12 protein-coding genes, 1 tRNA gene and 2 pseudogenes are annotated in these 12776 nt (G+C 63.9%); 9 read left to right on the forward strand and 6 right to left on the reverse strand.

The features are described from left to right. The 4 genes and pseudogenes from WB785_RS03250 to WB785_RS03265 all read right to left on the reverse strand — a co-directional run. Positions 1-277 (reverse strand): annotated as a pseudogene (locus tag WB785_RS03250) (uroporphyrinogen-III synthase); the annotation flags it as partial. A 22-nt stretch (positions 278-299) separates the two neighbouring features. Beyond that, complete coding sequence (locus WB785_RS03255) at positions 300-1685, reverse strand: nitrate/nitrite transporter (protein WP_424077258.1); 1386 nt, start codon at positions 1683-1685, stop codon at positions 300-302. 226 nt (positions 1686-1911) lie between these two features. Next, positions 1912-3444, reverse strand: coding sequence for a multicopper oxidase family protein (locus WB785_RS03260; protein ID WP_424077259.1), 1533 nt, complete (start codon positions 3442-3444; stop codon positions 1912-1914). Then, positions 3441-3881, reverse strand: coding sequence for a hypothetical protein (locus tag WB785_RS03265; protein ID WP_424077260.1), 441 nt, complete (start codon positions 3879-3881; stop codon positions 3441-3443). Before WB785_RS03265 ends, WB785_RS03260 begins: the two co-directional genes overlap by 4 nt. Positions 3882-4008: 127 nt before the next feature. Here WB785_RS03265 and WB785_RS03270 point away from each other — a divergent pair, with 127 nt between their 5' ends. The 5 genes and pseudogenes from WB785_RS03270 to WB785_RS03290 all read left to right on the forward strand — a co-directional run bounded on the left by WB785_RS03270 (position 4009) and on the right by WB785_RS03290 (position 6499). Continuing rightward, positions 4009-4845 (forward strand): NAD(P)H-binding protein, encoded by an 837-nt coding sequence (locus tag WB785_RS03270; protein WP_424077261.1) that lies wholly within the window; start codon positions 4009-4011, stop codon positions 4843-4845. A gap of 33 nt (positions 4846-4878) precedes the next feature. Continuing rightward, positions 4879-5328 (forward strand): nitroreductase family deazaflavin-dependent oxidoreductase, encoded by a 450-nt coding sequence (locus WB785_RS03275; protein ID WP_424077262.1) that lies wholly within the window; start codon positions 4879-4881, stop codon positions 5326-5328. Positions 5329-5357: 29 nt separating this feature from the next. After that, positions 5358-5699 carry a DoxX family protein gene (locus WB785_RS03280; RefSeq protein WP_424077263.1) on the forward strand — a complete coding sequence of 114 codons (342 nt, stop codon included), beginning with the start codon at positions 5358-5360 and terminating at the stop codon, positions 5697-5699. Between the two features lie 110 nt (positions 5700-5809). Then, a pseudogene (locus WB785_RS03285) lies at positions 5810-6174 on the forward strand (PaaI family thioesterase). A gap of 252 nt (positions 6175-6426) precedes the next feature. After that, positions 6427-6499, forward strand: a tRNA-Arg gene (locus WB785_RS03290). An 81-nt stretch (positions 6500-6580) separates the two neighbouring features. Here WB785_RS03290 and WB785_RS03295 read toward each other — a convergent pair. After that, positions 6581-7429: an isocitrate lyase/PEP mutase family protein gene (locus tag WB785_RS03295; RefSeq protein ID WP_424077264.1), complete on the reverse strand. Its 849-nt coding sequence runs from the start codon at positions 7427-7429 to the stop codon at positions 6581-6583. Positions 7430-7569: 140 nt separating this feature from the next. Here WB785_RS03295 and WB785_RS03300 point away from each other — a divergent pair, with 140 nt between their 5' ends. From WB785_RS03300 to WB785_RS03315, 4 genes are all read left to right on the forward strand, one after another. Beyond that, entirely contained in the window at positions 7570-8424 is an 855-nt protein-coding gene (locus WB785_RS03300; protein WP_424077265.1) for a sulfurtransferase, read from the forward strand. A 218-nt stretch (positions 8425-8642) separates the two neighbouring features. Then, positions 8643-9854 (forward strand): acetyl-CoA acetyltransferase, encoded by a 1212-nt coding sequence (locus WB785_RS03305; RefSeq protein WP_424077266.1) that lies wholly within the window; start codon positions 8643-8645, stop codon positions 9852-9854. A 3-nt stretch (positions 9855-9857) separates the two neighbouring features. Then, positions 9858-11372, forward strand: a complete 1515-nt coding sequence (locus tag WB785_RS03310) for a carotenoid oxygenase family protein (protein ID WP_424077267.1) — start codon at positions 9858-9860, stop codon at positions 11370-11372. Positions 11373-11389: 17 nt separating this feature from the next. Then, complete coding sequence (locus WB785_RS03315; protein WP_424077269.1) at positions 11390-12283, forward strand: winged helix-turn-helix transcriptional regulator; 894 nt, start codon at positions 11390-11392, stop codon at positions 12281-12283. Here the strand turns inward: WB785_RS03315 and WB785_RS03320 are convergent. Further along, on the reverse strand, positions 12280-12708 hold the full coding sequence (locus tag WB785_RS03320) for a hypothetical protein (RefSeq protein ID WP_424077268.1): 429 nt from the start codon (positions 12706-12708) through the stop codon (positions 12280-12282). The two genes, WB785_RS03315 and WB785_RS03320, sit on opposite strands and share 4 nt — an antisense overlap. Positions 12709-12776 lie beyond the last annotated feature (68 nt).

The following is a 12776-nucleotide window of genomic DNA, read 5'->3' on the forward strand; positions in this document are numbered from 1 at the left end:
CCACCCAACCGCGAAAACCGATACCGGTGGTCGCGATCAGCACGTCGGGCGGGGTGGCGATCACGTCCTCGGTGGCCGCGCGCAGCCGCGCGTCATCGGCCAGCGGCACCATGTGGATGGCCGCAGCCGTCACGACGTCGGCGCCGCGCCGGCGCAGCATGGTCGCGAACTCGTCGACTCGCCGCGACGCAGTAATGGCCACGGTGAAACCCGTCAGCGATGGCACGTCGGCACCGGTCACGCCGTCGCCGCCTGCCGAGATCCAAGGCGCCGGCATCTGATCAATGGTAGGTGAACGGTTAGACACGGGCTGTAGTCAAGGTGGGGTGATCGGCGACGGTGCCGGACGGCATCCGCACGTAGAAACGTAAGGTGACCAGCGCCGCGACCACGTAGAACGCGGCGAAGTCCCAGAAGGCAACGGTAGCGGTCCCGTGGCTGAGGTACGAGCTACGCAGCGTGAGGTTGATCACCACCCCGCCGAGGCCGCCGATCGCGCCGGTGATGCCGATCACCGCTCCGGACATCGAACGGGAGTAGTCGGCCCGGGTCTTCTCGTCGGCCTCCAGCGAGCGCGACGCCGCCTCGAAGATCGACGGGATCATCTTGTACACCGAGCCGTTGCCGATCCCGCTGAGCACAAACAGGATGACGAAGCCGATCACATAGCAAGTCATGGTCGTTGTACTGGTGTGACGACCCGCCGCGGTGGCGGTGATCGCGAGGATCCCGACGCCGCCGATCATGCCGAGGAACGCCCACAACGTAACCTTGCCGCCGCCAAGGCGGTCGGCGAACCGGCCGCCGAAAATTCGTGAGACCGAACCGAGCAGCGGCCCGACGAAAGCGATTTGGGCGGCGTGCAGTGATGCCTGTGCCGCGCTCTGCCCGCCTGAGGTGAACGACATCTGCAACACCTGGCCGAAGGCGAACGCAAAACCGATGAACGAGCCGAACGTGCCGATGTAGAGCAGGCTGACCAACCAGGTGTGGCGATTGCGCAGTGCGGCGCGCATGGCGCGGGTGTCGACGGACACGACGTCGAGGTTGTCCATGAACCGGGCCGCCCCGATCGCGGCGATGACCAAGGCCACCAGGTAGAACGCGCACACCCAATACGGCTGCCGGTTGCCCGCGATCGCTATCACGATCAGACCGACCAGCTGTACCGCAGGAACACCGATGTTCCCGCCGCCCGCGTTGATGCCCAACGCCCAACCCTTGAGACGCTGCGGGAAGAACGCGTTGATGTTGGTCATCGACGATGCGAAGTTGCCGCCGCCCAGGCCGCAGAGCGCCGCGCAGGCCAGATAGACCCACAGCGGACGACCGGGATCGGCGAGCACGACGATCGTCGCGACGACAGGCAACACCAGTACGCACGCGGAGAAGATGGTCCAGTTGCGACCGCCGAACCGCGCCGTCGCCATCGTGTAAGGCAATCGCAGCGCCGAGCCCACCAGGGTCGCGGTGGCGGCGATCAAAAACTTGTCCCCCGCCGTGAGCCCGTATACCGACTGCGGCATGAACAGCACCATCACCGACCACAGCGACCAGACCGAAAATCCCACGTGCTCCGCGATCACCGACCACAGCAGATTTCGTCGGGCGGTGGCCTCGCCGCTCGCCTGCCATGCAGCCCGGTCCTCCGGGTTCCAACCTGTGATCGTGTGCGAGCGCGCCACCACATCTCCTTGAGTTTCGGACAGTCCTCTCAACGTAGGGATGCGATGTTGCTGCCCGGCTCTCCACGGTGTCGCCGCCGTGAAATCGCCCTCACGTGCCGATAAAACCCGCCGTGAGCGGGTCTGGCGCAGCAGGTGGGGCTGTGAGCCACGCCGAATGGGCTACCGTCGCGTGATCCTTGTCACGCCCAGCGATTCACGGCCGACTACGCGACAAATCGTGCGGCTAATCCTCGGTAACGAAGTCGGCCATCATCGCCATATCTTCGTGTTCGAGGTTGTGGCAATGCAAAAGGTACGAGCCGGTGTAGTCGGTGAACCGGGTGAGCACCTCAACCGCCTCGGCCGGGCGAATGTCGATGGTGTCTTTCCAGCCGACGTCAAACTGCCCGGGACCGCGGTTGTTACGGGAGAGCACCCGCATCGAGTTCAGGTGCACATGGACGGGGTGATGGAATTCGGTGATGAACCGCCAGATTTCGGTGGTGCCAAGCTTGGGCCGGGCTAATGGCCGGCCCGGCTGATACGGCAGGTCGTTGATCGTCCATACGCCGCTTTTGCCCTGGCGGAAAAGGAAAGTCCTCGTGGCCACCGCGCGGTGCGGGTCGGGGACGGGGAGGCTTTTGGATAGTCGCTCGGGGATGGTCGAGGCATCTGAGCGGTCGGTGCCGACGATATCGAATCGCATGACCTCAGTGGTGGTCTCGGTACCCAACCGGTTCACCAGACGGACCTTCGTGCCGCGCGGGTAGCGGGAGAAATCGACGACGACCTCAACGCGTTCGGCTGGGGCGATGTCGATGAAGTCGTGGCTGACCGGCCGCGCGAGCAACCCGCCGTCACTGCCGATCTGCACCAGTGCCGAACCGCCGGCGGGCTGCGGCTCCAACTGCAACCGGTAGCGACGGGCGTTGGATGCGTTGAGTAACCGCAGGCGATAACGGGCAGGATCGGTATGCAGCACCGGCCAGGGTGCGCCGTTGACGAGTATGACGTCACCAAGAACGCCGTTCATGTAATCGCCAGTCACACCGCCGGTTTCAGCGGCCGGATACCGGAAGGAGCCATCGGCGGCGAATGCGCGATCGGTGATCATGAGCGGGATATCCCGCTGGCCGCGCGGCAGCGGCAGCGCGTCTTCTTCATCATCGTGGACCAGATGGAAGCCGGCCAGCCCACGCCACACGGCGGCACCGGTATAGCCCATGCGGTGGTCGTGATACCACAGCGTGGCCGCGCGCTGACTCATCGGGTAGACGTATTCACGTTGTCCGACAACGCTATTGCGGGCCATGTCATCTACCATTGGGTGACCGTGTGTCGGCATGATGAGGTCGACCGGGTACCCGTCGTGGTCTGCGGGGGTGTGTCCACCATGTAGATGCACCACCACCGGCACCGGCAAGGCGTTGCGGTGCCGCACGATGGTGCGTCGGCCCGATCGTGACACGATCGTTGGGCCGGGAAAGCTGGTGTTGTATGTCCATGCCGGAGTGGTCAGATCGGGCAGTATGCGTAACTTTGTGATCTGTTGGGTGATCTCGTAATAGTCGGCGGTCGCGTCAGTGCTGGCCGGTGTCAACTGCTCGGGCACTGGTAGCGGGACTTGATAGGGAGCGGGCAGTCTGGTCTGGCTGCGCAACAGCCGTCCCGCCTCCGCGGAGCCGAGCAGTGCGTCGGCCAGCGGCCAGCCAGCGCCCACCAGTCCGATCCCGGCCGCCGCGGCGGCGCCGAGTTGTAAAGCGCTGCGCCGATTCACCACGTCACGTCCAGCGGTTGTTCCCTAGCGGGCGTGGTCAGCGGCAGGCGCCACACCGATGCGGTCAGCTGCAGAATTCCGGTGATCAGCAGCACTCCGAGGGGAACGTGCAGCGCAGTCAATCGCAGCTCGCCCGAAGCGAATTCGGCGACGAGCAGGACAGTCACCAGGGCCGCGACCGCTACCAGCGATCGTGGGCCGCCGCTCCTGCTCACGAACCACAACACGATCACCTGCACGACGGAGAGCACGGTGCTCGCCTTTGCGCCCAGCGAATGCAGCATCAGGGCGTTGTATTGCCCGCCCAGGAAACTGCCGGCAAAAACGGCTTGGGTCAGCGCCAGGACGGCCAACGTTGCGGTGGTGGCGCGGGCTAACATACGCGGCCAGCGCCGGCCGCTGGGCATGGGCTTGCCGTTGATTTGAGTCGCGTGCATGAAGTAGTGACGAAGCATCGCGGCGAAAAGTTACGTGTGCGGCTGTAACTTTCTGCGCCGCCGACCCGTCCTTGGATACAGGGCTGCTCGCCGCGGCCCGCACACAACAGCTACCAGGAGAGAGATCATGACCATCGTCGTCACCGGAGCAACCGGCAATGTCGGCCGACCGCTCGTCACTGCCCTTGTCAACGCCGGCGCGAAAGTTCGCGCGGTCACACGGCAACCACAGTCAGCCGGCCTTCCCGCCGATGTTGAGCTGGTGGAGTCGGCCACCGAGGCGATAACCGGCGCCTCAGCAGTCTTTTTGAATTCGCGTGCCCTGGGTAGCGAGTTGGCCGCGGTGGTCGACCGAGCCCGCCACGAAGGTGTCACCCGGCTCGTCGCCCTGTCGGCCATCAACGCCGACGACGACTTCTCCCGGCAACCATCGCGGTTTCGCGGCGACCGCAACAAAGAGGTAGAGCAACTGGCAGTCGACTCGGGGCTGCAGTGGGTAAGCCTGCGTCCGTCGGTCTTTGCGACGAACTTTGCCGGCATGTGGTCGGCGCAGATCCGCGCGGGCGACATCGTCCGCGGCGCATACGCCGCGGCATCGAGCGCCCCGATCGTCGAAAGTGATATCGCCGAGGTGGCCGCCCGCGCGTTTCTCACCGATGATCTTGTCGGCCAGAAGATTCCGCTGACTGGCCCACGGTCCCTGACCAACACTGAGATGGTGGAGATCATTGGCGCCGCTCTGGGTCGGCCGCTGCAATACCAGGAGGTCCCAGACGACCTGGTTCGTCAACGGTTTGTCGGGCTGGGTTTTCCGCCCGAGTTCGGCGATGCCTACATCGGGATGCTGGCCACAACGATCGATGAACCCGCTGTAGTAACCGAGGGTGTGCAGCAGATCGTGGGCCGGCCCGCGCAATCGTTCGAGCAATGGGTCGTCGAGCACAAGAGCATATTCACCGATTAGCTCACTGGAATACGAAGGATACGAGGGAAAGCGATGTCCAACCCGAAGCCACCTCGCTGGCTAAAACCTTTGAACAAGTTCATGATCGCGGTGCAAAAGCTCGGCCTGCCAACAGGGCCGCCGATGGTGTTGACGGTGCCGGGTCGCAAGACGGGTCGGCCGCGCAGCACGCCGATGACACCATTCAGCCTCGACGGGCAGCTCTACGTTGTGGCGGGGTTCCCGGATGCTGATTGGGTAAGCAACGCGCGAGCTGCCGGCGTCGGAACCCTCAGCAAGGGCCGCAAGGCGAGGCGGATAAAGATTACGGAGCTGACCGCCGAGCAATCCCGCCCGGTGCTGCGGATATATCCGGTCGAGGTGCCGGTCGGTATCGGCTTCCTGAAACGCTCCGGCCTGGTGAGCCAGGGAACCCCGGAGGAAGTCGAGGCACTGGCTGGCCGAATCGCCGTCTTCCGATTCGATCCAATCTCGGCGAACTAACCATGCACACCGCATATCTCGTTATGACGATGATTGCCATTGGTATCGATGGATTTTCGGGCGTGAGTGCCCTCGTGCACTTTGCGCCGATCATCCCGCCCATGCAGCGGGCTGGGGTGCCGTTGTCGTGGCTGACCTTTCCGATCGGCACGCTCAAGACCCTCGGCGCCTTGGGCCTTTTCGTCGGCCTGTGGGTGCCGGCGATCGGTCTTGCCGCGGCAGCAGGATTGACCGTCTTCTTCGTCTGCGCGGTATACACCCATGTCCTCGTCAATGACATCTCCGGCCAGTTCGCATTCGCCGGGTTCCTGCTAACCCTCAACAGCGCAACGTTCGCGCTAACGCTCGTCACACACCCCGCTGTCGTCTAACTCGCTTTGGGGTATTGCGTTTACGACCCGGCGCTACATATTTTGACTCCCATGCCAAACCGGAGTATGTGGTGAGCGAGCCGACCAGCGATCAGGATCTCTTCGCGACGATGCCATTCAGCCAACTGTTAGGAATCAAAGTCCTCGAGCAGTCACCGCAGCGAGTTCGCGCACAGTTGGCATGGTCGCCTGAACGCTGTACCACAGGCGGCCTGATGCATGGCGGTGCGCTGATGGGACTTGCCGATAGCGCAGGGGCCGTATGCGCTTTCTTGAACTTGCCTGAAGGGGCGGTCGGCACCAGCACTATCGAATCAAAAACCAATTCCTGAGGGGGGTTCGAGAGGGCGTCATCATCGCAACCAGCCGTGTGCTCCATCGGGGCCGCACGGTGATCGTGGTGGAGACCGAACTGTCCCAGGATGGTGATCGCTTGGTCGGCAAGGTGACCCAAACGCAAACGGTGCTTCGGTAACTTTCGCGGAAACCGCCGGCTCGGTTCGCGGCCGATCCCCACGCGCTCCAGGAATCGCGGGCTTCCCGCCCTGCCCGTTAAGACTCGCTCCAGCCATGCAGGACGAACATGCCGACCGTGCCGTCGGCGTGCGCGGTCTCGCCCATTGGCGATATCGCACCGGGATGACGGTCGAGCCGATCGATTAGCGCAGCGGCACCCGGATACCCAGAACACCGTCAAGTACCATTTGAAGGCGTCCCTCGCCCTTTCGCCCTCGTAGCTCAGGGGATAGAGCACGGCTCTCCTAAAGCCGGTGTCACAGGTTCGAATCCTGTCGGGGGCACTTTGCCGGTGTATTACCTCGGCTGATGCTTGACAGTCGGCTGATTCGTGACACTCCCTCGATGAGGGCAGCTGAGCGGATTCAGTCGTCAGCTGAGACGGGGTCGATGAGATCGTTGAAGTCGGCCACGGTGTGAATGCCGTCGACATAGTTGAACGTCCCTTGGTCGAGGACTTCACGTGCGGCACGAACAACGGCGGACAGAGCGGCGCGGCAAAACGAGGTACCGATCGTCACCCTGCGCACCCCGAACTCCTTGAGCTCGCGGAGCGTAAAGCGCGTTGGCCCGATGCCGGCAACGTAATTGAACGGTTTCGCAACGCTGTTGCAGGCTAGGCGGAGTGCTGATTCGTCGGGAAGTCCAGGTGCGTAGAGCACGTCGGCGCCAGCCGCTTCGAATGCCTGCAGTCGTGAGAGCGTGTCGTCAAGGTCGGGACGGCCCCGGATGAAGTTCTCCGAACGAGCGGTCAAAGTGAAGGGGTAGGCCAGACCTCGCGCGGCTTCAACGGCTGCATGCACCCGTTCGATCGCCAGCTCCCGGGCAATGATCGGGTGGTCAGGCCGGTATGTCGCGTCCTCGATTGAAGCGCCCGCCAGTCCGATCTCGCCGGCGAGGCGCACCGTCTGCGCCACCGCATCGGGCGACTCTCCAAAGCCGTTCTCCAGATCTGCGGTCACCGGCAGAGGTGTTGCGTCGACGATCCTGCGCACGTGTTCGAGCGTCTCGTCTCTGCTGACCGCGCCATCACCGTCACGTCGGCCCAACGAGAACGCCAGTCCAGCACTAGTAGTCGCCAGCCCTTGAAACCCGAGGTTGGCGAATAACCGCGCGGTGCCAATGTCCCATGGATTCGGGAGCACGAAGATCTCGCCGCTCGCGTGTAGCTGGCGGAATTGTTCGCCGCGTCGGGTGCGCTCTGTGCTATCCATACCCACTCCAATCTGTCGCTGCGAGCAGGTGTAGCACCGGCCACCGACAACCCGGTAAACGTTGTTCAGCGCGGCGGGAATAGCGTGCGTGCGGGCCGTGTCGGTAATGCCGTGCCGCAGATAACAAGGAGGGCGACCCGTTGAACACGCGCGAGACGGTGCTGATTTCTGCCGCGGAGTTGACCGCTCGCATCGACTCGGGCGATGCCATAACCATTCTCGACGTTCGCTGGCGACTCGACGAGCCCGATGGCCACGCCGCGTATCTGCACGGGCACATACCAGGCGCGGTCTACGTGTCACTCGAGGACGAGCTGACCGACCACACACTCGCCGGACGAGGACGCCACCCGCTTCCGTCGGGACGCAGCGTCGAGACATCCGCGCAACGTTGGGGAATCCGGGAAGGCGTGCCCACCGTCGTCTACGACGACTGGAATCGCGCCGGTTCGTCGCGAGCATGGTGGGTGCTGACCGCGGCGGGCATCAAAGGTGTGCGCATCTTGGACGGCGGCCTGTCAGCCTGGCGGTCGGCCGGCGGCGCCTTGGCGACCGGCGCGGTCACGCCCCCACCGGGCAATGTGACTGTGGTGCACAACGATTTATACGCCGGGGCACTCCCGACGTTGACGGCGCAGCAGGCGGACGCTGCCGACGTGACACTGCTCGATGCACGAGCACCCGAACGCTTCCGCGGTGAAGTCGAGCCGGTCGATCGCATCGCCGGTCATATTCCCGGCGCAAAGAATCTTCCCAGCAGCGATGTGCTGGCAGCCGACGGCACGTTTATCGAACAGCACGAGCTCAGCCAGCTGCTTTCCAATCACGACATCGAGCGCGACGTGCCGGTCGGCGCCTACTGCGGCTCGGGTGTCACGGCCACCATCACACTCGCGGCACTCGCCACAATGGGATACCACGCGGCGTTGTTTCCCGGGTCGTGGTCGGAATGGTGTTCGGATCCGGGCCGTGTTGTGGCGCGGGGATCCGAGTAGCCGATAACGACTACAAGGTTTGTCAATGGCCGCCGACGGTAATGAGGCTAGGAAGGTGGGCGCGTTGGTCGACCTGCGTGTTCACTTAGGTCTCGTCGGTTCAGCCGAGAGCCGACGGGACCGTCTCTCTTCTCGGCATCTAGAGATCCGGTCAATCGGTCCGAACGTCTGACTAATCGGACGTGGTGTCACTCTTTTAGTTGTAGTAGCGTGCGGCTATGGACACCGACGTCTGGATTCTGGGCAGCTACCAAAGCGATTTCGCCCGCAACCTCACCAAAGAAGGCCGCGACTTCGCGGATCTGACCAGCGAGGTGGTCGAAGCCGCACTCGCCACGGCAAAAGTGGACGCAGCCGAGATCGGCGTCGTCCACGTCGCGAATGCCTTCGGTGAGATGTTCGCCGAACAGGGTCACCTTGGCGCCATGCCGGCCACGGTGTGCGCCGGTCTGTGGGACACCCCGGCGTCCCGGCATGAAGCCGCTTGTGCTTCCGGCAGTGTGGCGACCCTGGCAGCGATCGCCGATCTGCGATCGGGCAACTACGACACCGCATTGGTCGTCGGCGTCGAGTTGGAGAAAACCGTCCCCGGCGACACCGCAGCCCGTCATCTCGGCGCCGCAGCGTGGACCGGTCACGAAGGAGCCGACGCACGCTTCCTCTGGCCATCGATGTTCGCCCAAGTCGCCGACGAGTACGACCGCCGCTACGGCCTGGACGAAACCCACCTGCGGGCGATCGCGCAACTCAACTTCGCAAACGCGCGGCGAAACCCCAACGCGCAGACCCGACAATGGGCTGTGCCCGACCCAATCAGCGACGACGACACGACAAACCCGCCGATCGAGGGCCGGCTGCGCCGATTCGACTGCAGCCAAATGACCGACGGCGGCGCGGCAATCGTGCTAGTCACCGATAGATATCTGCGCGATCATCCCGCCGCACGCCCGATCGCCCGGATCACCGGTTGGGGGCATCGCACCGTCGGGCTGGGTCTGCGGCAGAAACTGGACCGCGCGGCCGACGACATGTACGTGCTGCCGCATGTGCGGGCGGCCGTGCTCGACGCGTTGCGCCGCGCGCAAGTATCGCTCGATGACCTCGACGGGATCGAAGTCCACGACTGCTTTACGCCCAGCGAGTATCTGGCTATCGACCACATCGGGCTGACCGGGCCGGGTGAATCGTGGAAAGCCATCGAGAACGGGGAAATCGAGATCGGCGGCCGGCTACCGATCAACCCCAGCGGCGGGCTGATCGGTGCCGGACACCCGGTCGGCGCGTCCGGGGTGCGCATGCTCGTCGATGCGGCCAAGCAGGTCAGCGGAACGGCTGGCGACTACCAGGTCGAGAACGCGAAAACCTTTGGCACGCTGAACTTCGGCGGTAGCACCGCTACCACGGTCAGCTTCGTCGTCAGTCAGGGCTGAGCAATGGATGTCGAAATCGTCGGTAAATTCTTGTCGACCCTGCCCGAAGACGACGACCACCCCTACCGGACCGGTCCGTGGCGACCGCAGACTACCGAGTGGGACGCCGACGACCTTATTGCCGTCGAGGGCGAAATCCCGCACGACCTGGACGGTGTTTACCTGCGTAATACCGAAAACCCGCTGCACCCGGCGTTGAAGACCTATCACCCGTTCGACGGCGACGCCATGCTGCACGTGGTCGGCTTTCGAGATGGAAAAACGTTCTACCGCAACCGCTTTGTCCGCACCGAAGGTTTCCTGGCTGAGAACGAAGCCGGCGAGCCGCTGTGGCCGGGACTGGCCGAACCCGTGCAGTTAGCCAAGCGTGAACAGGGCTGGGGTGCCCGCACCAGGATGAAGGACGCGTCGAGCACCGACGTCATCGTGCACCGAGGCATCGCGCTGACCAGCTTCTACCAGTGTGGTGATCTGTATCGAGTCGACCCGTACTCGGCGAATACCCTCGGTAAGGAGACTTGGGACGGAAACTTCCCGGTCGAGTGGGGGGTGTCGGCCCATCCGAAGGTCGACCCCAAAACCGGTGAGTTGCTGTTCTTCAACTACAGCAAGCAGGCCCCGTACATGCACTACGGTGTCGTCGACGACAGCAACCAACTGGCCCACTACGTCGACGTTCCGCTGCCCGGGCCGCGACTGCCGCACGACATGGCCTTCACCGAAAACTATGTGATCCTCAACGATTTCCCGCTGTTCTGGGACCCGCGGCTGCTCGAACACGATGTGCATCTACCGCGGTTCTATCCCGACATTCCGTCCCGCTTCGCGGTGCTTCCCCGTCGCGGCGAAACCGGCGACATCCGGTGGTTCGAAGCAGACCCGACGTTCGTGCTGCACTTCGTCAACGCCTACGAAGACGGCGACGAGATCGTGCTTGACGGATTTTTCGAAGGCGCTCCCCAACCGCTGGACATCGGTGGGACAAAATGGGACAAGCTGTTTCGCTTCCTGGCGCTGGATCGGCTGCAGGCCCGGCTGCACCGGTGGCGGTTCAACCTGGTCACCGGCGCGGTGGCCGAAGAGCAATTGTCGGAATCCATCACCGAATTCGGAACGATCAACTCCAATTACGCAACCGGTAGGTATCGCTACACCTACGCAGCCACCGGCAAGCCAGGCTGGTTCCTGTTCGACGGGCTGATCAAACACGATCTGCACACCGGAGCCGAAGAGCGCTATTCGTTCGGCGACGGCGTCTACGGGAGCGAAGCCGCGATGGCTGCACGGGCGGGCAGTGCGGGCGAGGACGACGGATACCTGATCACGCTGACTACCGATATGAACGCGGACGCGTCCTACTGTCTGGTTTTCGATGCCGCACGCGTCGGTGATGGCCCGGTATGCAAACTCGCGCTGCCTGAACGGATTTCCAGCGGTACACATGCCACCTGGGCAGGGGGCGAGCAGCTACGACGCTGGCATACCGCCGAATCCTCCGCCGCCGCGATCGGGCTGTGAACTCGGCGACCCAAACCATGCTGCGCCCCGGCGGTACCAACGCCGTCGGGCGAATCCTCGGATTGCTCGGCGACGAATGGACGCTGCTGATCATCCAGCAGGCGTTGTTGGGGGCGAGCCGTTACGGCGAGTTCATCGAGCGGCTGCCGATCTCAAACTCGGTACTCACCAACCGATTGCGGTCGCTGACGGAGCAGGGACTGCTGGTTCGCAGCGTTTACCAAACCCAGCCGGTTCGCGCCGCGTATCTGATCAGCCGACGCGGCCGGGCGCTTTGGCCGGTGCTGCTGTCGATCTGGGAATGGGAACGACGGTGGGTGCCTAAGCACGTGCACCGGCTTCCCGGGATGCGCCACACCTTGTGCGACAGCGACTTTGCGCCGATGTTGGCCTGCCGCTCGTGCGGCGAGGTCGTGACCGAGAAGGAGGTCACAGCGCGCTGGGGTCCAAGTGGCTCGTGGCCGCGCTCGGTACCGGAGGCCGTTACTCGTCGCCGCACCAGCGGCGAGGGCAACCGGCACCAAGCAGGGCTGTTCCCGGAGACTATGAGCGTGTTCGGAAACCGTTGGGCGGCTGCACTGCTGGTGTGCGCCTTTCTCGGGACCAACCGCTTCACCGACTTTCAAACGCAGCTTGGTGCGCCGCCGACCCTGCTGGCGGGCCGGTTGCAGACGTTTTGCGCCAACGGCGTGCTCTCCCAGGCACACGCCCGTTATCAACTCACCGAAAAGGGGAGGGCGTTCTTTCCGGTGATCGTCACCGCGTTGCAATGCGGTCAGCAATGGTTTCACGCGCCCGAGGGACCCGCCGTGATGCTGACCCATCTCGGCTGCGGCAAGCCGTTCACCGGCGAGCTGATCTGCGACCAATGCGCCCGGCCGCTGAAAGGCGGGCAGGTCAGCGTGGGTTAGCGGGTTCGGCCGCCGCGTAGCGCCGACGCCAACGCCCACATCGAGCAGAGCACCGCGACAGCTGCAGCGACGGCACCGATGTAAAGCCCATAGGCGGCCGACACCGGCGGCTTGACGTAGACGTCGTAGTACCACACGGTCAGCGCGAAGACCAGCAGCGAGATCACCAGTGCGGCAACCGATGCCGGCCTTTCTGACAAGCCCCTTCCGACCATTGCGCCCGCCACCAGCAGCGTCGACGACAGCAATACGATCAGCTGACCCGGCCCGAAGTGCTGCTGAAGATGCAGGCTACCGATGCTGCCACCGATGGCGTTGGCCCAGCCGCCGCCGCCTGTGCCCGTCGTCAGCCACGGCAGCCACGCACTCAACGACACCATCGCGGCGAACAGTGCAACTAACCAACCAGGGCGGAGGCGGGTCATCGTGTGACCATAGCGCGACTGGTTAACGTCAACTGTCACGACAGGCACACGAGTCGCGGCAAGCTTGC

Origin of the sequence: Mycobacterium sp. (genome assembly GCF_049585075.1) — a bacterium.
GTDB lineage: Bacteria > Actinomycetota > Actinomycetes > Mycobacteriales > Mycobacteriaceae > Mycobacterium.